Genomic DNA, 20,770 nt, shown 5'->3' with positions numbered 1-20,770 from the left:
CAAAGCGACCGCACCCCACCATCGTGGACAATCTACTCAAGCAGTTTGCGCAGTCATCGCAACTCGCCGGCGGCAATGCCGCCTATATCGAAGACCTGTACGAACAGTATCTGGTCTCTCCCGACAGCATCGATCCCAAGTGGAAAACCTACTTCGACGGCTTCCAGGGCCGCGATGCCGGTGACGTCCCCCACTCGGCGGTCATCGCCCACATCGCCAGCGCCGCGCGCCAGGCCGCCAACAGCGGCACCGGCCCGAGCGGCGACGAGCGCGAGCGCCATGTCGGCCGCCTGATCACCGCCTACCGTTCGCGCGGCCACCTCGGCGCGCGCCTGGATCCGCTGGGCCTGACCCCGCCGGTGAACCCGCCGGACCTGGGCCTGCCGTTCCACAGCCTGTCGGAAAGCGATCTGGGCAGCGAGTTCAGCACCGGCGGCCTCGGCGGCCAGCCGCGGATGAAACTGCGCGACCTGCTGGCGCGGCTGAAGGCGACCTACACCGGGTCGATCGGCAGCGAGTTCATGCACATCTCCGAGTTCGAACAGCGCCAGTGGATCTACCAGCGCCTGGAGAACGCGGGCGGCAACATCGCCGGCGACACCGCCAGCCGCCGCCGCACCCTGGAGCGGATCACCGCCGCCGAGGGCCTGGAGCGCTACCTGCACACCAAGTACGTCGGCCAGAAGCGCTTCTCGCTGGAAGGCGGCGACTCGCTGATCCCGATGATGGACGTGCTGGTGCAGCGCGCCGGCAGCGACACGGTCAAGGACATCGTGGTCGGCATGGCCCACCGCGGTCGCCTCAACGTGCTGGTCAACACCCTGGGCAAGAACCCGCGCAAGCTGTTCGACGAGTTCGAAGGCAAGTTCGAGCACGCCCACGACGACCGCGCCCACACCGGCGACGTCAAGTACCACATGGGCTTCTCCGCCGACGTGGCGGTGGCCGACGGCAAGTCGGTGCACCTGGCGCTGGCGTTCAACCCCTCGCATCTGGAAATCGTCGACCCGGTCGTGGTCGGCAGCGTGCGGTCGCGCCAGGAGCGTTACGGCGACGCCGCGCGCAAGTCGGTGCTGCCGGTGATCATCCACGGCGACGCCGCGTTCGCCGGCCAGGGCGTGGTCATGGAGCTGTTCCAGATGTCGCAGGCGCGCGGCTTCGCGGTCGGCGGCACCGTGCACATCGTGGTCAACAACCAGATCGGCTTCACCACCAGCGCCCGCGACGACGCCCGTTCCACGCTGTACTGCACCGACGTGGCCAAGATGATCGGCGCGCCGGTGTTCCATGTGAACGGCGACGATCCGGACGCGGTGGCGTTCGTGGCCAACCTGGCCTACGACTTCCGCCAGCAGTTCAACAAGGACGTGGTCATCGACCTGGTCTGCTACCGCCGTTGGGGCCACAACGAGGCCGACGAGCCGGCGGCGACCCAGCCGGTGATGTACCAGACCATCCGCAAGCACAAGACCACCCGCGAGCTGTACGCCGCCCAGCTGGAAAGCGAAGGCGTGCTGCAGGCCGGCGAGGCACAGGCGCTGGTCGACGGCTACCGCAACAAGCTCGACTCGGGCGAATACACCACCGAGCTGGCGACCCGCAAGCCCGACGAATTCGCCATCGACTGGTCCAAGTACCTGTCGGGCAAGCTGTCGGACAAGGTCGACACCACGGTCAAGCGCAAGACCCTGGATCAGCTGGCCAAGATCATCACCACCATCCCGGGCGGCGTCGAGCTGCACCCGCGCGTGGCCAAGATCTACGAGGACCGCGTGAAGATGGCCGCCGGCGAACTGCCGGGCGACTGGGGCTTCGCCGAGAACCTGGCCTACGCCACCCTGCTGGGCGAAGGCCACAAGCTGCGCCTGGTCGGCCAGGACGCGGGCCGCGGCACGTTCTTCCACCGCCACGCGATCCTGCACGACCAGAAGACCGACAGCTACTACCTGCCGCTGCGGCAGCTGGTGGAGAACCCGGAAGACGCCACCGTGATCGACTCGCTGCTCAGCGAGGAGGCGGTGATGGGCTTCGAGTACGGCTACTCCACCACCGATCCCAACGCGCTGTGCATCTGGGAAGCGCAGTTCGGCGACTTCGCCAACGGCGCGCAGGTGGTCATCGACCAGTTCATCGCCGCCGGCGAAGCCAAGTGGGGCCGCATCTCGGGCCTGTCGCTGTTCCTGCCGCATGGCTACGAAGGCCAGGGCCCGGAGCACAGCTCCGCGCGCCTGGAGCGCTTCCTGCAGCTGTGCGCGCTGGAGAACATGCTGGTCTGCGTGCCCACCACCCCGGCGCAGGCCTTCCACATGATCCGCCGGCAGATGCGCATGTCCACGCGCAAGCCGCTGGTGGTGATGACGCCCAAGTCGCTGCTGCGCCACAAGCTGGCGGTGTCGACGCTGGAGGAACTGGCCGACGGCGAGTTCCAGCACCTGATCCCGGACGCCAAGGCCGACCCGAAGAAGGTCAAGCGCGTGGTCGCGTGCTCGGGCAAGGTCTACTACGACCTGCTCGAGGACCAGACCAAGCGCGGCCAGGACGACGTCGCCATCCTGCGCGTGGAGCAGCTGTATCCGTTCCCGCGCGAGCTGCTGTCGGCCGAGCTGAAGCGCTACGGCAATGCCACCGACCTGGTCTGGTGCCAGGAAGAGCCGCAGAACCAGGGCGCCTGGTACCAGATCAAGCACCACCTGCAGGCCTGCCTGGCCGACGGACAGAGCCTGCACTACGCCGGCCGCGCCCGCTCGCCGTCTCCCGCGGCCGGCCACTTCGCCGAGCACGTGGAAGAACAGCTGAAGCTGGTCGCCGATGCGCTGTTGAATCCGTTCAACGACCAAGTCGCTGAATAAACCCCCTTTCACATTTCAAAAAAGACACCACTAGGACGCCCCCTGCAATGGCCACCGAAGTCAAAGTTCCGGTACTGCCCGAATCCGTATCCGATGCCACCATCGCCAGCTGGCACAAGAAGGCCGGAGAGGCGGTCAAGCGCGACGAGAACCTGGTGGACCTGGAGACCGACAAGGTCGTGCTGGAAGTGCCCTCGCCCGTCGATGGCGTGCTGAAGGAGATCAAGTTCGAGACCGGCGCCACCGTGACCAGCTCGCAGATCCTGGCGATCATCGAGGAAGGCGCGACCGCCGCTGCGGCGCCGACCGAGGCCAAGGTCGCCGAGGCGCCGAAGGCCGAAGCGCCCAAGGCCGCCGCCGCGGAAGCGCCGAAGGCCGCCAAGGCCGACGCGCCGAAGGCCGCCGGTGATGTGTCCAGCCTGCCGCCGGGCGCGCGCTTCAGCGCCATCACCGAAGGCGTGGATCCGTCGCAGGTCGAAGGCACCGGCCGCCGCGGCGCGGTGACCAAGGAAGACATCCTCAACTACGCCAAGAATGGCGGCGCCGGCAAGGCCAGCGGTGCGCGTCCGGAAGAGCGCGTGCCGATGACCCGCGTGCGCAAGCGCATCGCCGAGCGCCTGATGCAGTCGAAGAACTCGACCGCGATGCTGACCACCTTCAACGAGGTCAACCTGGCCAAGGTCTCGGCGGCGCGCAAGGAACTGCAGGACGAGTTCCAGAAGGCCCACGGCATCAAGCTCGGCTTCATGAGCTTCTTCGTCAAGGCCGCGGCCAACGCGCTGCAGCGCTTCCCGCTGGTCAATGCCTCGATCGACGGCGACGACATCATCTACCACGGCTACAGCGACATCTCCATCGCCGTGTCCACCGACAAGGGCCTGGTCACCCCGGTGCTGCGCAACGTCGAGCGGCAGTCCTTCGCCGACATCGAGCAGGGCATCGCCGACTACGCCAAGAAGGCGCGCGACGGCAAGCTGAGCCTGGAAGAACTGCAGGGCGGCACCTTCACCGTGACCAACGGCGGCACCTTCGGCTCGCTGCTGTCGACCCCGATCATCAACCCGCCGCAGAGCGCGATCCTGGGCATGCACGCGATCAAGGAGCGTCCGATCGCCGAGAACGGCCAGGTCGTGATCGCGCCGATGATGTACCTGGCGCTGTCCTACGACCACCGCATCATCGACGGCAAGGACTCGGTGCAGTTCCTGGTCGACATCAAGAACCAGCTGGAAAACCCGGGCCGGATGCTGTTCGGTCTGTAAGAGCCGGGAATCGGGAATGGAGAGTGGGGAATGGGACAAGCGCCCATTTCCCTGCCCTGTTCCCGCCTGGACCTGGATGGGAGGCGGCAGGCGCCTGCGCTTTTGCGATTCCCCATTCCCTATTCCCCATTCCCGTGTGAGCGAATGAAATGAGCGAACAATACGACGTCGTCGTCATCGGTGCCGGTCCCGCCGGCTATCACGCGGCCATCCGCGCCGCCCAGTTGGGCCTGAAGACCGCATGCATCGACGCGGCGCTGGGCAAGGACGGCAAGCCGGCGCTCGGCGGCACCTGCCTGCGCGTGGGCTGCATCCCGTCCAAGGCGCTGCTGGATTCCTCGCGCCAGTTCTGGAACATGGGCCACCTGTTCGGCGAGCACGGCATCAGCTTCAAGGATGCCAAGATCGACGTCGCGGCGATGGTCGGGCGCAAGGACAAGATCGTCAAGCAGTTCACCGGCGGCATCGCGATGCTGTTCAAGGCGAACAAGATCACCCCGTACTACGGCTTCGGTGAGCTTCAGCCGGGCAACGTGGTCAAGGTCAAGCAGCACGACGGCAGCGAAGTCGAGCTGAAGGGCACCAACGTGATCCTGGCCGCCGGCTCGGATTCGATCGAACTGCCGTTCGCCAAGTTCGACGGCGAGACCATCGTCGACAACGTCGGCGCGCTGGACTTCACCGAGGTGCCCAAGCGCCTGGCGGTGATCGGCGCCGGCGTGATCGGCCTGGAACTGGGCAGCGTGTGGAAGCGCCTGGGCGCCGAGGTCACCATCCTCGAAGCGCTGCCGGACTTCCTGGCCCTGGCCGATGCCGAAGTGGCCAAGACCGCCTTGAAGGAATTCAAGAAGCAGGGCCTGGACATCAAGCTCGGCGCCAAGGTCTCCAAGACCGAAGTCACCGGCAAGGGCAAGAAGCAGGAAGTGGTCGTCACCTATAGCGACAGCGAAGGCGAGAAGACCCTCAACGTGGACAAGCTGCTGGTGGCCGTCGGCCGCCGCGCCGCCACCAAGGGCCTGCTGGCCGACGGTACCGGCGTCAAGGTCAACGAGCGCGGCCAGATCGAGGTCGATGCGCACTGCCATACGGGCGTCGACGGCGTGTGGGCGATCGGCGACTGCGTGCGCGGGCCGATGCTCGCGCACAAGGGTTTCGAGGAAGGCATCGCGGTCGCCGAACTGATCGCCGGCCTGCCCGGCCACGTCAACTTCGACACCATTCCGTGGGTCATCTACACCGAGCCGGAAATCGCCTGGGTCGGCAAGACCGAGCAGCAGCTCAAGGCCGAAGGCGTGCCGTACAAGGCCGGCAGCTTCCCGTTCGCCGCGATCGGCCGTGCGGTGGCGATGGGCGAGCCCGCGGGCTTCGTCAAGGTCATCGCCCACGCCGAGACCGACCGCGTCCTGGGCATGCACCTGGTCGGCGTCGGCGTCTCCGAACTGGTCCACGAAGGCGTGCTGACCATGGAGTTCAACGGCTCGGCCGACGACCTGGCGCGCATCTGCCACGCCCACCCCACCCTGTCCGAAGCGATCCACGACGCGGCCATGGCGGTGAGCAAGCGGGCGATTCATAAGGCCAATTGAGGCCGGGAAACGGGAATGGAGAATCGGGAATGGCAAGCGCATTCCCGGCACTGCATTCCCACTGCATAACGCCGGGCCCGAGTCCGGCGTTATGCGTTTCGGCTTTTGATTTTCCCTATTCCCCATTCCCGACTCCCCATTCCCGATGAAAAGCATCTGCGTCTACTGCGGCTCCAACGCCGGCAACAAGCCCGCCTATGTCGAACGTGCCACCGCGCTGGGCACACGCATCGCCGAACAGGGGCTGCGCCTGGTCTATGGCGGCGGCAATGTCGGCCTGATGGGCACCGTGGCCAATGCGGTGCTCGCCGCCGGCGGCGAGGTCACCGGCGTGATCCCCAAGCAACTGGCGGACTGGGAAGTGGCGCACCGCGGCCTCACCGAGCTGGAGATCGTCGGCTCGATGCACGAGCGCAAGTCGCGCATGTTCGACCTGTCCGATGCCTTCGTCGCCCTGCCCGGCGGCTTCGGCACCATGGAAGAAATCTTCGAGATGCTGACCTGGCGCCAGCTCGGCATCGGCAACAAGCCCTGTGCCTTCCTCGACGTGGAAGGGTTCTACGCGCCGCTGATCGGCATGATCGATCGCATGGTCGAGGAGCGCTTCCTGCACCCGGACCAGCGCGCCGACCTGTGGTACGGCAGCGACATCGACACGATGCTGGGCTGGATGCGGGACTACACGCCGGCGCAGGCGTCGAAGTGGATTGACGAGAAGCGCCGTAACGCGCTGCGCTGAGAGCATCTCTGATCGGCGGTAAGCATCTGGCGCGTGGCGACGCGTTACAGATTCCGGCGCCTCACTGCTTCCATGGCGCGGATTGATGAAAAACGACGCAACGCGCTGCGCTAGGAGCGTCTGAGGGGCGGCGGGATCAATGCGCGTGGCGACGCGCTACCGACTCCGGCGCCTCACCGCCACTGCGGCGCGGATCGACGAGAAGCGTCGAAACGCACTGCGTTGAGAGCATCCGATCGGCAGTTAGCGCCTCGCGCGTGGCGACGCGTTACAAATCCGGCGCATCACTGCTTACATGGCGCGGATTGATGAAAAGCGCCGCAACGCGTTGCGCTGAGACGCCGAAAAGCGGCAACGTCATGACGCGTGGCGACGCGCCATGAATTCCGGCGCACGATTGTTCCTGCGGCGCGGATCGACAAAAAGCGGCGCAACGCGTTGCGCCAGGCGCATCCGATCCACGGCAAGCGCTTGGCGCGTGGCGAACCGTTTAGGCCGCCGCCCATACCGACAGGACGTGTCCTGCAGGAGCGGCTTCAGCCGCGACGGGCGTGCTCGATAAAACCCATCGCGGCTGAAGCCGCTCCTACGCGGCAACCTGCCATGGCGGCATCTTCAGTCGCTCCAGCATCGGAGGCGCGAATCGAACAAACGCGCCGCAACGCGTCGCGCTGCGAGCAACGGGCGCATGGCGCCGCGCTCCGCACCCGATCGCCTCAAAGCAGCTGCGGCGCGGCGGCCGGGCGCCCGAGCAGATAGCCCTGCCCGTAGTCGCAACCCAGTTCGCGCAGGGTCGCCAGTTGCTGTTCGGTCTCGATGCCTTCGCCCACCGTCTCGATCCCCAGGGTGCTGGCCAGGGCGAGAATGCCGCGCACCAGCGCGTGGCTGCCGGTGCTGCCCTCGTCCTGCAGGCCGGCGACGAAGCTCTGGTCGATCTTCAGCACCGAGATCGGGAAGCGGTGCAGGTAGGACAGCGCCGAGAAGCCGGTACCGAAGTCGTCCAGTTGCGCCAGCACGCCGCGCTCGCGGAGCGCCTGCAGGATGGTCAGGGTGCGCGGTGCGTCGTCAAGCAGCGCCACCTCGGTGATCTCCACGCGCAGGCGACGCGGATCGGCGCCGGCGGTGTCGATCAGCCCGAACAGCCGCTCGGTGAAATCCGGCGAGCGGAAATGCCGCGGCGAGACGTTGACCGAGACGTAGCCGCCCTCGCTCTGCGCCAGGCGCCGGATCACCTGCGCGTACAGCAGCCAGTCCACCTGCTCGATCAGGCCGCTCTCCTCGCCCAGGTCGATGAACTGGCTCGGCACCAGCAGCCCGCGGCTTTCGTGGCGCCAGCGCAGCAGCGCTTCGTGGCCGATCACCTCGCCGTCGCGCAGGCGCACGATCGGCTGGTAGAACGGCTCGAAGTCGCGGTTGTTGATCGCCCGACGCAGGTCCGCCTCCAGATCGAGGCTGCGCAGCGCCGCCTCGCGCATGGCCTCGTCGAACACCACGCAGCGGTCCTGCGTCTGCGCCTTGGCCCGGTACATGGCCGCGTCGGCGTCGCGCAGCATCTCCTCGCCGTTGTGGTAGCGCGGATGCCAGGCGGCGATGCCCAGGCTGCCGGACGGGAACAATTCGCGGCCGGCCACCCACATCGGCTGGCCGAGCACGTGCAGCAGGCGCCGCGCCAGCTCGCGCGCGCCGTCCAGGCCGTGCTCGCACGGCGTCAGCACCGCGAATTCGTCGCCGCCCAGGCGCGCCACCACGTCCTGGCCGCGGATCGTGGAGACGATGCGCTTGGCGACCTGCACCAGCATCTCGTCGCCGGCGGCGTGGCCGATGCTGTCGTTGACCAGCTTGAAGCGGTCCAGATCCAGGAACAGCACGGCGAAGGTCCTGCCGCCGCCGCGGGCACGGGAGATCGCCTCGCTGAGCCGGTCCAGCAGATGCGATCGGTTCGGCAATCCGGTCAGCGCATCGTGCAGCGCCTGGTGGGTCAGGCGCTGCTCGGCACGCCAGCGTTCGGCGATCTGCGCCAGCAATTGCTCGTTGACCTCGGCCAGTTCGCGGGTGCGCTCGTCCACGCGCTGCTCCAGCTCCGCGTGCGCCAGCCGCAGCCGTTCCTGCGCGCGCTGCCGCGCCAGGCCGCTGCCGACGTTGTGCGCAACGAAGGTCAGCAGGCGCTGGTCGTGCTCGGTGAACCGCACCTTGGCGATGTAGCTCTGCACCACGATCGCGCCGATCACCTCGCCTTCGTCGAACAGCGGCACGCCCAGCCAGCTGTAGGGGCGCTGGCCGTATTCCTGTACCTCGCCCTGCGCCAGCAAGGCGTCGATGTCGGGAAGTTCGAGCAGTTGCGGACGCCGCACCCGCATCACGTACTCGGTCAGTCCGCGGCCGCGGCGCCGTTGCGGCCGGTAGGGGGTGAACTCGTCCACCGAGTAGACGAACTCCAGCATCGTGTCGTCGTCGGACAGCAGCGCGATGTACAGGTTGCGCGCGTCGATCAGCCCGCCGACGATGGCGTGCACCTCGGTGTAGAACTGCTGCAGGCTCTCCGAGCGGATCGCCAGCTCGGCGATGCGGAACAGCGCCAGTTGCAGCGTCTCGGCGCGCTTGCGCTCCTGGATCTCGTCCTGCAGGTCGCGGTTGGCGCGCTGCAGTTCCTGGGTCCGCAGGTGCACCCGCCGCTCCAGTTGCACCTGCGCATGGCGCCGGTCCATCGCGGTCTGCACGTGTTGCGCCACGTAGGCCAGCAGCGCGCGGTCGGCGTCGGTGTAGCGCAGCGCGTAGTCGTAGTTCTGCACCACGATCGCGCCGCACACCCGGCCCTCGCGCAGCATCGGTACGCCCAGCCAGTCGCGGCTCTCCGGGCCGTGTTCGGCGTTGTAGCCCACCTGCAGGCGTTCGCGCACCTGCTCCGAGGGCCCACGCACCGCGCGGCCGTGGCGCAGCAGTCCCACGGTGAGGCTGTGCGGCATGTCGCGCAGGAAGTAGGTCTGCTCCGGATCGGCGACGAAGTCGTCGTGGCGGTCGGAGAAGTACAGAAAGCGCATGCTCTGCTGATCTTCGTCGTATTCGACGATGTAGCAGTTCTCCGCGTACATCAGCGATTCCAGCACCGCATGCACGCGCTGCAGCATCTGGCTCATTTCCAGATCGGCGCCGGCCAGATCGGCGATCTCGTACAGCGCCTGCTGCAGCTGCTTGGATTTCTCCAGGCCCTCGATGCGCGCGCGCATGCGCTCGGTGTCGAGCAGGTTGAGGCCGAAGGCGACCGCGGCCTCGCACCAGGCGGCGCGGTACGCTTCGTCCAGCGGCTGTCTCACCTGCGCACCGATGACCACGCAGGCCCCCTCGGCGGTGCGATGTACGTGCAGCACCGTCGGTGTCGTCGACGGTGGCAACTCGGTGGCGGCCAGCGTCTGCGCGACCAGCGCCTGCAGCCACTCCGGCGCCTCCGCGCTGGCGCCGTGGAGGCGCCCGACCACGCCGTCGCCGCAGCCGACCACCACGGCGCTGCCGGGCGGCAGCAACCCGCACAAGGCCTGCGCCGCGTGGGCGGGCGCATGGCCGCCGGAAGCGTCTTCGCGGGCGGTGGCGGACGAATTGAACAGCATCGACAACGATTCTCCTGCAGGGCCCCCCGGAACCGCTCCACGCTCGCCCTTCACCACCAGCATACCCGTTGCATGCACCGATCGACGCCCGATCGACCCCGAAGTGCCGCGATACGCGTTTGTCTACCCATGTTGTCCGAATGTCCGCCATCGACGCCCTCTCCCGGGCCCCCGCCTCCCGACTATGCGGCGGACCGGCGAACGCTTAGGCTTGCCGCCGTGGACGCCCCGGTCGACGCGAGCGACGAAGCCCTGATGCTGGCCTATGCCGCCGGCGACGCACGCGCGTTCGAGACTCTGTACCTGCGCCATCGCGGCCGCCTGTACCAATACCTGCTGCGGCAGCTGCGCGACCGAGCGCTGGCCGAAGAACTGTTCCAGGACGTGTGGCAGCGGGTGATCGCCGCACGCCTGGACTGGCAGCCGCAGGCCGCGTTCACCACCTGGCTGCTGCGCATCGCCCACAATCGGCTTGGCGACCATTGGCGCGCGGCCAAGCACCGCCCGCCGGCGCCGGCCGACGCTGACCTGCGCACCGCGCGCGTGCAGGACCCCGACACCCCGGAGCGGCAGTTGTCCGCCTTCGAACAACGGCGCCAGTTGCAACTGGCGCTGGATGCGCTTCCCGAGGAGCAACGCGACGTGCTGCTGCTGCGCCTGGAGCAGGAATTGAGCCTGGACGAGATCGGGCAGATCACCGGCGTCGGCCGCGAGACGGTCAAGTCGCGGCTGCGCTATGCGATGGACAAACTGCGTGCGAGGTTGGGCGGATGAGCGCCGACGAACCGCTGACCCCGGAAGAGCGCGCGCTCGCCGAACGCCTGCGCCTGGGCCGGCAGGCATTGCCGCCCGCAGCGCTGGATGCGGCGATCCTGGCTGCCGCGCGTGCGGCGGTCGCACCGGGGGCCGCCGAGGTCCCGGAGTATCCCAGCAGCGCCGCGGAGCGCGCGCGGGCGCAGGCCACCAGCGCGATGCCAGCGTCCATCGCCCCGGCCCCCTCCACCTCGGCCGAGCGAGACCCCGCGCCGGCATCGCGCCCCGCCGCATCGGCGTCGCGATCACGCTGGCCGACCTGGCTGGGCCTGGCGGCCTCGCTGGTGCTGGTGGCCGGCATCGCCTGGCGCGCACGCCCGCCGGTGCCCTCGGCGCCGATGCCGTCGGCAGCGCCTGCTCCGGCAGCGACGCCTGCCACCGACGCCGCTTCTGCGCCAGCCGCATCGCCGGCACCGCCCTCCGCGGAACCGGCGCCGGATGCCACCGCGCCGGCGGCCCCCAAGGCCACAGCGCCCGTCCCTGTGGCCTCGGCGCGCAGGGAAGCGGAAGCACCTGCCGCGCCGCTACCGGAGGCGCAGGCGCGCAAGCCGGTGTCCGCGAAGAGCCTGGCCCCTCCCGCGTCACCGGCGATGGTGGCGCCAGTTGCACCGCCGGCCCCGGCACCACCGCCACCGGCGATCGCAGCGGATAACAGCGAGCAGGCTGCCGCACCGGCCGCCGAACAGCAAGCCGCCCCCGCCGCCATGGCCTTGCGCGCACCGGCGCGCGCGGCAACGACGCAGGACACCTGGGCACGCAGCGCGCCCACCGACGACGCCCGCCAGGCCAAGCTGGCGGCCGCCCCGCGCGCGCAGGCGGCAGCGACCGGGTCCTCGGAGGCGCTGTCGCTGCAACCTTCGACGTCGTCTGCCGCGCCCACTGCCGCATCGGCGCAGCCACGGTCCTCCGCTGGCGTCTTGGCGGCCGCAGTGGAAGTGGCCGTGGAGGCCGACGCACAATTGCCCCCGCGGCGCTGGCTGCAACGGATCCGCGAGCGCCGCGACGGCGGCGAACTGGACGTCGCCCGCGCCAGCCTGCTGCGCTTCCAGCGCACCCACCCGCACCGCACGGTGCCTGCAGACCTGCGCCCGCTGCTGCAGGACTGAGCCGCGCGCTGCCGGCGCCTGCGCCGCAGGCCGGCAGCGCACCTCGTCTACAATGCCGCCGATGCCCGATACGCTCCCGCACCCCGTCAGCCACAGCGTGGAGATCAAGCACAGCCGCTTCATTGCCCACGCCGCGCCGATCGCCGACGCCGGCGCAGCGCTGGCGTTCGTGCAGCAGGTGATGGTGGCCGACGCCACCCACAATTGCTGGGCCTACCGCCATGGCGACGAATACCGCTCCAGCGACGACGGCGAGCCCGCCGGCACCGCCGGCCGGCCGATCCTGGCGGCGATCGACGGCCAGGGCTTCGACCGCGTGGTGGTGGTGGTCACGCGCTGGTACGGCGGCATCAAGCTCGGCGCCGGCGGCCTGGTCCGCGCCTATGGCGGCAGCGCAGCCGAATGCCTGCGCCTGGCGCCGCGGCAACCGTTGCTGGCCTTGAGCCTGCTGACCCTGCACTGCGGCTTCGACGACCTGGGCGCGGTGCATGCCGCGCTGAGCGCCTGCGCCGCGGAAAAACTCGATGAACGCTTCGACGCCGGCGGCGCCGAACTGCGCCTGCGCCTGCCCCGCGATCGCGTCGACGCCTTGAAAACCCGCCTGCGCGACGCCACTCGCAATCGGGTCCGCTGTTCGGAACCCGCCCCCGCATGAACACCCCGTCGGCCGACCAGGCCAAGTCGCTGCGCAGACTCGGCAGCCTGCGCACCCTGTGGCCCTTCGTGCGTCGCCGGCGCGGCCTGCTGATCGCCTGGCTGGTGGCGCTGGCGATCTCCTCCAGCGCCACGCTGAGCCTGCCCGTCGCGGTACGGCAGATGATCGACCACGGCTTCAGCGACAGCAGCCGCATCAATCAGTCGTTCGCCCTGCTGTTCGCAGTCGCGCTGGTGCTGGCGGTGGCGACCGCCACGCGCTTCTACTTCGTGTCGCTGCTCGGCGAGAAAGTCGTCGCCGACCTGCGCGAGCGCCTGTACACGCACCTGATCGGCCTGCACGCCGGCTTCCACGACCGCAACCGCAGCGGCGAACTGGTCTCGCGCCTGTCGGCCGACAGCGAACTGCTGCGCGGGGTCATCGGCAGCACCATGTCGGTGGCGCTGCGCAGCACGGTCACCGCGGTCGGCAGCGTGGTGATGCTGTGCGTGACCAGCCCGCACCTGGCCGCCTACACCCTGCTCGGCATCCCGCTGGCGGTGCTGCCGATCGTGCTCGGCGCGCGGCGCCTGCAGAAGATCTCGCGCGCCAGCCAGGATCGCGTCGCCGACGCCAACACCCTGGCCGCCGAGACCCTGGGCGCGGTGCGCACGGTGCAGGCCTACGCGCGCGAAGGCTACGAACGCGGCCGCTTCGGCGAGGCGCTGGCGCAGACCGTGGCGGTGGCGCGGCGCCGGGTCGGCGCACAGGCATTGATCACCGCCGCGGCCATCGTGCTGATCTTCGGCGCCATCGTGCTGGTGCTGTGGTCGGGCGCACACGAGGTCGCCGCCGGCGAATTGAGCGCCGGTGCGCTCGGCCAGTTCGTGCTGTATGCGATGTTCGGTGGCGGCTCGGTGGCTTCGCTGGCCGAGGTCTGGAACGACCTGCAGCGCGCGGCCGGCGGCATGGGCCGCATCGCCGAACTGTTCCAGGAACGCCCCGACATCGCCGCGCCGGCGCAGCCACGCGCGCTGCCGCAGCCGCTGCGCGGCGAAGTGCGTTTCGACAACGTCAGCTTCCGCTACCCGCAGCGCCCCGATCACCCGGCGCTGGACGGCTTCGATCTGCACGTGCGGCCCGGCGAGAGCGTGGCCCTGGTCGGCCCCTCCGGCGCCGGCAAGAGCACGGTGCTGGCGCTGCTGATGCGCTTCCACGACCCGCAATCGGGCAGCGTGCAGGTGGACGGCCTGGACCTGCGCACGCTGGACCCATCGAAGCTGCGCGAGGCCATCGGCCTGGTGCCGCAGCACCCCACCCTGTTCGCCGCCAGCGCCGCCGACAACATCCGCTACGGCCGGCTCGAGGCCAGCGAGGCCGAGGTCGAGGCCGCCGCGCGCGCGGCCGAAGCCGACGCGTTCCTGCGGCAACTGCCGGAGGGCTATGCCAGCGAACTGGGCGAACGTGGCGCGCGCCTGTCCGGCGGCCAGCAGCAGCGCATCGCCATCGCCCGCGCCCTGCTCAAGGACGCGCCGATCCTGTTGCTGGACGAGGCCACCAGCGCCCTGGACGCGCAGAGCGAACACGCCGTGCAGCAAGCGCTGGAGCGGCTGATGGCCGGGCGCACCACCCTGGTGATCGCGCACCGCCTGGCCACCGTGCTCAAGGCCGACCGCATCGTGGTGATGGACCATGGCCGCATCGTCGCCCAGGGCACCCACGCCGAGTTGCTGGCGCAGGACGGGCTGTACGCCGAACTCGCTCGCCTGCAGTTCATCGACTGAGCACGCCGCGCTAACGACGGCGGGACTACGGTCGGACCGCGTCTGCGCTGCGGCCGCGCGCCCGCGGCCGCAGCTCCGGCGTCCCGCATTCGATGCAGCGTTCGACAGGAGGCTTCCGATGTCCTTTCGCCAATTGCCCGCCCTCGGTCCAGACGGCGAGGCCTATCTGATCACCGAGTTCCAGGACGATGCGCCGCGCCAGCAGCAGGCGCAGCACGACCCGCACGCCGACAGCGGACTGCGCTACGAACTGGCCGACGGCCGCAAGCTGATCCGCCGCGGCCAGCAGTTCGTCACCACCGGCGGCGAGTTGACCCTGACCGCGGTCTAGAGTCGCCACCACGCTGTGCCGCCATGCCCCGTCATCGCCACTGGCGTTCGGGGTGCTGGCGGCAAGCTGGTGAATTTTTCGCCACACGGCTTGACAGGCTTGCGCCGCAAGGCGCGCCGAGGGTTATGCACATGTTTGCGCAGTGACGATCCACATGCGCTGTGGATGAATCCAGCGGTGGGCGTCGTGCGTCCATGTGTTCTGGAGCGCAGCTGAAGCCGCGAGGAGCGAAGCGGTGCGCGTTCCGATGGCGCACCGCGTCGGGATTGAAGTCCCTCCCACAGTGCCCCAGCCAACTCGCCGCAAGTTCCTGCAGGAGCGGCTTCAGCCACGACGGCGTGCTGTGCAATTCACCCCGCCAGCACCCGCCCGATCCCACTGGCATCGATCTCTGCCGCCGCGCCACGCACCGCCCCCGCATCGCTGGCCGGATCGAAGCCGAGCCGAAAATGCAGCTCGCCCGCCTGCGTGCGCGAGGAGTGGATCGAAGCGAGATTCACCCCATGGCGCTCGAACACGTGCAGCAGCGCGCGCAAGGAGCCGGCGCGGTCTTCCGGCAAGTACACGCTGAGCGTGGCCTGCTCGGTCAGATCGGCGAGCAAGTACCCCACCCGTTCGTAGCTGTAGTTGCCCTGCGCGATCACCGCCTCGCCCAGCGCCTGCCGGTTGGCGTCGAGAAACTCGGCACGAAACTGCGCGCGCGCCGCATCATCGCCACGGCCGACCTGATCGCGCAGCCGCGACAGCTGCGCGATCAGCCCGTCCAGCACATCGCCGACATGCGGATTGCCGAACTGGATGTCTTCGTAGATGGCCGGATTCAAGGCCAGGATGCGCGCGATGATCGCGGTATCCAGTTCGAACGAGGCCGAGCGGTACGGCAGCAGCGCCTGCAACGGCCCCAGCGCCGGCGCATGCTCGCGCAGCACGCCGGCCTGGGCCAGATGCGTGGCGTGGACCATCGCCTGCACCAGCGCCATCACCCGGTCGTGGTGCTCGGGCGTGGTGCGCACGCACTCGCCTTCCAGCGCCGCGTACAGCTGCTGCAGCCAAGGCTGCCACTGCACCACCCGCGCCTCGCAGACCACCAGCACGCGGCCCTTGAGCGTGGGCGACTTCGGCGGCGCGGTCATCGGATGCAGGCCGGCCACTTCCGCCTGCGAGGCCAGCATCGCCGCCACCGGCGCGGCCTTGACCGAGGTGACGTCCAGCCACAGCTGGTCGCGTTCGCGGCCGCCGGCGCGCTGCACGTACTCACCGATCAACGCCGGCGTGTGCCGGATCGGCGCGGAGAAGATCAGCACCTGCGCCTGCTGCAGCAGCGCCTCCGGCGCCAGCGACTGCGGGTCGGCCGGATCGTGGCCGATCACCTGCAACTGCATGCGCTCGCGGAAGAAGCGGCTCAGCCAACGGCCATAGGCGCCGGCACTGCCGACGATGCCGACGACCGGGCGCAGGCTCACGCCAGGCGCTCGGCGACGAAGCGCAGCGGCGTGGCCAGCGCGGCCGGCGCCGCCGCCAGCACGTCCAGTTCTTCCACGTCCGCGGCCAGGGTCGCCTCCAGCGCCGCATGCACGCCGGCGATGGCGCGGCCGATCGCCGCCTCGAAGCTGTCGCCGCGCAACAGGAAGGCCACCAGCAGCGCCATCAACACATCGCCGGTGCCGGCGACATCCACCGGCAGCAATGGCGAGCACCAGCGGTAGACCGCTTCGCGGCTCACCGCCAGCGTGACCAATTGCCCGGCATCGCCGCCGACGCTGTGCGCAAGCACCCATTCCGGACCGCGCCCCAGCAACACGCGTGCTGCGGCGATCGCGTCGTCCTGCGCCAGTGCCGGCATGCCGGTCAGGCGGCCGAGCTCGAACGCATTCGGCGTCACCAGCCATGCGTGCGGCAACAGGCGCTCGGCGAAGATCGCTTCCAGGCCCGGTTCCACGTAGGGACCGGTATGCGTATCGCCGATCACCGGATCCAGGCAGTAGCGCAGCGTCGGGCACTGCGGCAGCGTGGCGTCGAGCCAGTCGGCGAAGGCGGCACCATTGCCGACGCTGCCGAAGTAGCCGGACACCAGCATGCGCGCGCGTTGCGGCAGGCCGCGTTCGCTGGCGCCGAGCAGCAGATCGGCGAACCAGTCCGACGGCAGCACCTTGCCGCGCAAGGTCGCATAGAACGGCGCATTGCTCAGCAGCGTGGTCGGGATCTCGGCCACGCGCAGGCCCAGCGCGCGCAACGGCGGCACCGCCGCGCTATTGCCGGCGTGGCCGTAGACCAGTTGCGACTGCACGGAAATGACGTCGACCGGCACCGGCCCGTCGGGGCGCTGGCGGCGGCCATGGATGAGATGACTTGCAGCGGAGCTGTCGGCGGAAGCGTTCATCGCCGTAGTGTAGCGCCGGCGCAAGAGCGCCAAGAGGCGCGTGCATGCGCCGTGTTGCGGGGGCTTTCAGCAACAACGGCCTCAGCTGCGACGCTCCGACGAGAAAGCGTCGCGGCTGAAGCCGCTCCTGCAACGGGGGCATGGTGCGGGGAGACGCCCTCGCACAGCCAGCATCGAAACTCCCAATTCTCCGCTGCGCTCAGCGCGCGAAACATTCCAATGTGGGAGGGGCTTCAGCCCCGACGCGTTGGCGGTAAAGCGTCGGGGCTGAAGCCCCTCCCACAAAAGCACTGCGGGAAACAACACCGGGACCATCACGAATCCCGGCTCTCAACAGCCGCAGGCTGGTCATCACCAATCCCGAATCCCGGCTTCCAACAGCCGCAGGCTGGTCATCCCTAATCCCGAATCCCTAATTCCGGCTCACCTCACGACGTCATCCGGTCCCAGAACCCCTTCACCCCATCGATGAAGGTCGCCGACTTGGGCGAATGCTTGCGCGCGTCCTCGCCGGTGAAGGTGGATTCGAACTGTTCCAGCAGTTTGCGCTGGTCGGCAGTGAGGTTGATCGGCGTCTCCACCACCACGCGGCAGTACAGGTCGCCTTCGCTGCGGCTGCGCACCGAGCGCACGCCCTTGCCGCGCAGGCGGAACAGCTTGCCGGTCTGGGTCTCGGCCGGGATGCGGATCTCCGCCTCGCCGCCGAGGGTGGCCACGCGCACGGTGTCGCCCAGCGCCGCCTGCGAGATGCGGATCGGCACCTCGCAGTGCAGGTCGTCGCCGTCGCGCTGGAAGATCGGGTGCTCGCGCACGCGCACTTCCACGTACAGATCGCCCGGCGGAGTGCCGGCCGGACCGGCCTCGCCCTCGCCCGACAGGCGGATGCGGTCGCCGTTGTCGACGCCGGCGGGAATCTTCACCGACAGCACCTTGGTCTCTTCCACGCGCCCGGCGCCATGGCACACGCCGCACGGGTTCTGCACGATCTGGCCGCGGCCGGCGCACTGCGGGCAGGTCTGCTGCATGGCGAAGATGCCACGCTGGATGCGCACCTGACCGCGCCCGTGGCAGGTGCCACAGGTCTCGACCTTGCCGTCTTCCGAGCCGCTGCCGTGGCAGTGCTCGCATTCGCTCAGGGTCGGAATCTCGATGCGGCGCTCGATGCCGGCCACCGCTTCTTCCAGGTCCAGCTCCAGCACGTAGCCGATGTCGGCGCCACGCCGCGGCGCACGTCCGCCACCGCCGGCGCCACCGAAGATGTTGCCGAAGATATCGCCGAAGATGTCGCCCATGTCCGGACCGCCCGGACCGCCACCCATCCCGCCCATGCCGTGCTCGAACGCGGCGTGGCCGTGCGCGTCGTACATGCGCCGGCGGTTGCCGTCGGACAGCACCTCATAGGCTTCCTTGCATTCCTTGAACGCGGCCTCGGCGGCTTGGTCGCCGGGATTGCGGTCCGGGTGGTACTTCATCGCGCAACGGCGATAGGCCTTCTTCAGCTCGTCGTCGCTGGCGGTGCGGACCACACCCAGCACTTCGTAATAGTCGCGTTTGCTCATGGGGCGGGGATTCGAGATTCGGGAGTCGGGAGTCGTTCAATGCAAAAGCGGAGAGCCTCGGCTCTTCCGCTTTTACAAACTTGATGGACAGGGATGGGAGTGAGAACCAACAGGCCAAAGCCTTCGCGAATCCCCAATCCCAAATCCCCAATCCCGGCTTACTTCTTGTCGTCCTTGACCTCGGTGAACTCGGCGTCGACCACGTCGTCGGCGTGGGCCGAGGACGCATGCGCGCCGCCGGCGTTGCCGCCCGACTGCTGCTCGCCCGCCGCCGCGGCCGCGTACAGCGACTGTCCGGCCTCTTCCAGAGCCTTGGTCTTGGCCTCGATCTGACCCTTGTCGTCGCCCTTCATCGCGGTTTCCAGGTCCGCCAGCGCCGACTCGACCTTGCCGATCACGTCGCCGCCGACCTTGCTGCCGTGCTCGGTGATCGCGCTGCGGGTGGCGTGGATCAGGCCGTCGGCCTGGTTACGCGCCTGCACCAGCTCGTGGAACTTCTTGTCTTCCTCGCGGTTGGCTTCCGCGTCGGCGACCATCCGCTGGATCTCGTCGTCCGACAGACCGGAGCCGGCCTTGATCTCGACCTTCTGTTCCTTGTTGGTCTTCTTGTCCTTGGCCGACACGTGCAGGATGCCGTTGGCGTCGATGTCGAAGGACACCTCCACCTGCGGCAGGCCGCGCGGCGCCGGCTCGATGCCGGACAGGTCGAACTTGGCCAGCGACTTGTTGTAGCGGGCCTGCTCGCGCTCGCCCTGCAGCACGTGCACGGTCACCGCCGACTGGTTGTCCTCGGCGGTGGAGAACACCTGCGAGGCCTTGGTCGGGATGGTGGTGTTCTTCTCGATGATCTTGGTGAACACGCCGCCCAGGGTCTCGATGCCCAGGCTCAGCGGGGTCACGTCGAGCAGCAGCACGTCCTTCACGTCGCCGGCCAGCACGCCGCCCTGGATCGCGGCGCCCAGCGCCACGGCCTCGTCGGGGTTGACGTCCTTGCGCGGCTCCTTGCCGAAGAACTCGGCCACCGCCTGCTGCACCTTCGGCATGCGGGTCTGGCCACCGACCAGGATCACCTCGGTGATGTCGCTGGCGCGCAGGCCGGCGTCGTTCAGCGCGGTGCGGCACGGGTCGATGGTGCGCTTGACCAGGTCTTCCACCAGCGCCTCGAGCTTGGCCCGGGTCAGCTTGATGTTGAGGTGCTTCGGGCCCGACGCGTCGGCGGTGACGTACGGCAGGTTGACTTCGGTCTGCTGCGAGGACGACAGCTCGATCTTGGCGCGCTCGGCGGCGTCCTTCAGGCGCTGCAGCGCCAGCGGATCCTTGCGCAGGTCGATGCCCTGGTCCTTGTTGAACTCTTCCACCAAGTAATCGATGACGCGCTTGTCGAAGTCTTCGCCGCCCAGGAAGGTGTCGCCGTTGGTGGCCAGCACTTCGAACTGCTTCTCGCCGTCGACGTTGGCGATCTCGATGATCGACACGTCGAAGGTGCCGCCGCCCAGGTCGTACACCGCGATCTTGCGGTCGCCGCCCTGGCCCTTGTCCAGGCCGTAGGCCAGCGCGGCCGCGGTCGGCTCGTTGATGATGCGCTTGACGTCCAGGCCGGCGATGCGGCCGGCGTCCTTGGTCGCCTGGCGCTGGCTGTCGTTGAAGTACGCCGGCACGGTGATGACCGCCTCGGTGACGGTCTCGCCCAGGAACGCCTCGGCGGTCTTCTTCATCTTCTCCAGCACCTGCGCGGAGATTTCCTGCGAGGCCAGCTTGCGCCCGTCGGCGGTGGCCACCCAGGCGTCGCCGTTGTCGTGCTGGACGATGCTGTACGGCACCAGGCCGATGTCCTTCTGCACTTCGGCGTCGGTGAACTTGCGGCCGATCAGGCGCTTGACCGCGTAGAAGGTGTTCTTGGGGTTGGTGACGGCCTGGCGCTTGGCCGAGGCGCCCACCAGCACTTCGCCGTCCTTGGTGTAGGCGACGATCGAAGGCGTGGTGCGGTCACCCTCGGAATTCTCGATGACGCGGGCCTTGCCGCCGTCCATGATCGCCACGCACGAATTGGTCGTGCCCAGGTCGATGCCGATGATCTTGCCCATTGCAATGACTCCTGAAAGGTCGTGTAGCCGGCCAGTGCCGG

At 68.8% G+C, this 20,770-nt stretch carries 14 protein-coding genes; 9 read left to right on the top strand and 5 right to left on the bottom strand.

Annotated features, from left to right (window positions below; all coding sequences use genetic code 11):
• Nucleotides 1-23: 23 nt before the first annotated feature.
• The 4 genes from SLW52_RS12435 (at nt 24) to SLW52_RS12420 (ending at nt 6,436) form a co-directional block, all read left to right on the top strand.
• Nucleotides 24-2,849 (top strand): 2-oxoglutarate dehydrogenase E1 component, encoded by a 2,826-nt coding sequence (locus SLW52_RS12435; protein WP_148829755.1) that lies wholly within the window; start codon nt 24-26, stop codon nt 2,847-2,849.
• Between the two features lie 47 nt (nt 2,850-2,896).
• Nucleotides 2,897-4,111 (top strand): dihydrolipoyllysine-residue succinyltransferase, encoded by a 1,215-nt coding sequence (gene sucB / locus SLW52_RS12430; protein WP_267122415.1) that lies wholly within the window; start codon nt 2,897-2,899, stop codon nt 4,109-4,111.
• Nucleotides 4,112-4,260: 149 nt separating this feature from the next.
• Entirely contained in the window at nt 4,261-5,697 is a 1,437-nt protein-coding gene (lpdA, locus tag SLW52_RS12425) for a dihydrolipoyl dehydrogenase (RefSeq protein WP_017915813.1), read from the top strand.
• Between the two features lie 145 nt (nt 5,698-5,842).
• Nucleotides 5,843-6,436: a TIGR00730 family Rossman fold protein gene (locus tag SLW52_RS12420; protein WP_152235794.1), complete on the top strand. Its 594-nt coding sequence runs from the start codon at nt 5,843-5,845 to the stop codon at nt 6,434-6,436.
• A gap of 716 nt (nt 6,437-7,152) precedes the next feature.
• Here the strand turns inward: SLW52_RS12420 and SLW52_RS12415 are convergent.
• Nucleotides 7,153-10,038: an EAL domain-containing protein gene (locus SLW52_RS12415; protein WP_320740460.1), complete on the bottom strand. Its 2,886-nt coding sequence runs from the start codon at nt 10,036-10,038 to the stop codon at nt 7,153-7,155.
• A gap of 219 nt (nt 10,039-10,257) precedes the next feature.
• Between SLW52_RS12415 and SLW52_RS12410 the strand changes: the two genes are divergently transcribed.
• The 5 genes from SLW52_RS12410 (at nt 10,258) to SLW52_RS12390 (ending at nt 14,706) form a co-directional block, all read left to right on the top strand.
• The gene (locus SLW52_RS12410; protein WP_017915811.1) at nt 10,258-10,812 is read left to right on the top strand and encodes an RNA polymerase sigma factor; all 555 of its coding nucleotides are present in this window, start codon (nt 10,258-10,260) and stop codon (nt 10,810-10,812) included.
• Complete coding sequence (locus SLW52_RS12405) at nt 10,809-11,957, top strand: hypothetical protein (protein WP_320740461.1); 1,149 nt, start codon at nt 10,809-10,811, stop codon at nt 11,955-11,957. Before SLW52_RS12410 ends, SLW52_RS12405 begins: the two co-directional genes overlap by 4 nt.
• 61 nt (nt 11,958-12,018) lie before the next feature.
• Nucleotides 12,019-12,612: a YigZ family protein gene (locus SLW52_RS12400; RefSeq protein WP_017908536.1), complete on the top strand. Its 594-nt coding sequence runs from the start codon at nt 12,019-12,021 to the stop codon at nt 12,610-12,612.
• Entirely contained in the window at nt 12,609-14,375 is a 1,767-nt protein-coding gene (locus SLW52_RS12395; protein ID WP_295935290.1) for an ABC transporter transmembrane domain-containing protein, read from the top strand. Before SLW52_RS12400 ends, SLW52_RS12395 begins: the two co-directional genes overlap by 4 nt.
• 118 nt (nt 14,376-14,493) lie before the next feature.
• The gene (locus SLW52_RS12390) at nt 14,494-14,706 is read left to right on the top strand and encodes a hypothetical protein (RefSeq protein ID WP_010344257.1); all 213 of its coding nucleotides are present in this window, start codon (nt 14,494-14,496) and stop codon (nt 14,704-14,706) included.
• Nucleotides 14,707-15,056: 350 nt separating this feature from the next.
• Here SLW52_RS12390 and SLW52_RS12385 read toward each other — a convergent pair whose 3' ends face one another.
• From SLW52_RS12385 to dnaK, 4 genes are all read right to left on the bottom strand, one after another.
• A complete protein-coding gene (locus SLW52_RS12385; RefSeq protein ID WP_320740462.1) occupies nt 15,057-16,169 on the bottom strand; it encodes a prephenate dehydrogenase in 1,113 nt (370 codons plus the stop codon).
• Nucleotides 16,166-17,086 (bottom strand): pyridoxal kinase, encoded by a 921-nt coding sequence (gene pdxY, locus SLW52_RS12380; RefSeq protein ID WP_017917723.1) that lies wholly within the window; start codon nt 17,084-17,086, stop codon nt 16,166-16,168. Before pdxY ends, SLW52_RS12385 begins: the two co-directional genes overlap by 4 nt.
• Before the next feature lie 428 nt (nt 17,087-17,514).
• Nucleotides 17,515-18,645 (bottom strand): molecular chaperone DnaJ, encoded by a 1,131-nt coding sequence (dnaJ, locus tag SLW52_RS12375; protein WP_267085548.1) that lies wholly within the window; start codon nt 18,643-18,645, stop codon nt 17,515-17,517.
• A gap of 158 nt (nt 18,646-18,803) precedes the next feature.
• Complete coding sequence (gene dnaK / locus SLW52_RS12370; RefSeq protein WP_017908541.1) at nt 18,804-20,729, bottom strand: molecular chaperone DnaK; 1,926 nt, start codon at nt 20,727-20,729, stop codon at nt 18,804-18,806.
• Nucleotides 20,730-20,770 lie beyond the last annotated feature (41 nt).

Source organism: Xanthomonas sp. LF02-5 (assembly GCF_034105325.1).
Classification (GTDB): Bacteria; Pseudomonadota; Gammaproteobacteria; order Xanthomonadales; family Xanthomonadaceae; genus Xanthomonas_A; species Xanthomonas_A sontii.
This window is presented reverse-complemented; position numbering and strand designations above follow the sequence as displayed.

What these genes read in the sequence shown, in the direction of transcription:
- sucB (WP_267122415.1), top strand. Translation starts at nt 2,897, where the DNA reads ATGGCCACCGAAGTCAAAGTTCCGGTACTGCCCGAATCCGTATCCGAT.
- lpdA (WP_017915813.1), top strand. Translation starts at nt 4,261, where the DNA reads ATGAGCGAACAATACGACGTCGTCGTCATCGGTGCCGGTCCCGCCGGC.
- SLW52_RS12420 (WP_152235794.1), top strand. Translation starts at nt 5,843, where the DNA reads ATGAAAAGCATCTGCGTCTACTGCGGCTCCAACGCCGGCAACAAGCCC.
- SLW52_RS12415 (WP_320740460.1), bottom strand. Translation starts at nt 10,038, where the DNA reads ATGCTGTTCAATTCGTCCGCCACCGCCCGCGAAGACGCTTCCGGCGGC.
- SLW52_RS12405 (WP_320740461.1), top strand. Translation starts at nt 10,809, where the DNA reads ATGAGCGCCGACGAACCGCTGACCCCGGAAGAGCGCGCGCTCGCCGAA.
- SLW52_RS12400 (WP_017908536.1), top strand. Translation starts at nt 12,019, where the DNA reads ATGCCCGATACGCTCCCGCACCCCGTCAGCCACAGCGTGGAGATCAAG.
- SLW52_RS12395 (WP_295935290.1), top strand. Translation starts at nt 12,609, where the DNA reads ATGAACACCCCGTCGGCCGACCAGGCCAAGTCGCTGCGCAGACTCGGC.
- SLW52_RS12390 (WP_010344257.1), top strand. Translation starts at nt 14,494, where the DNA reads ATGTCCTTTCGCCAATTGCCCGCCCTCGGTCCAGACGGCGAGGCCTAT.
- pdxY (WP_017917723.1), bottom strand. Translation starts at nt 17,086, where the DNA reads ATGAACGCTTCCGCCGACAGCTCCGCTGCAAGTCATCTCATCCATGGC.
- dnaJ (WP_267085548.1), bottom strand. Translation starts at nt 18,645, where the DNA reads ATGAGCAAACGCGACTATTACGAAGTGCTGGGTGTGGTCCGCACCGCC.
- dnaK (WP_017908541.1), bottom strand. Translation starts at nt 20,729, where the DNA reads ATGGGCAAGATCATCGGCATCGACCTGGGCACGACCAATTCGTGCGTG.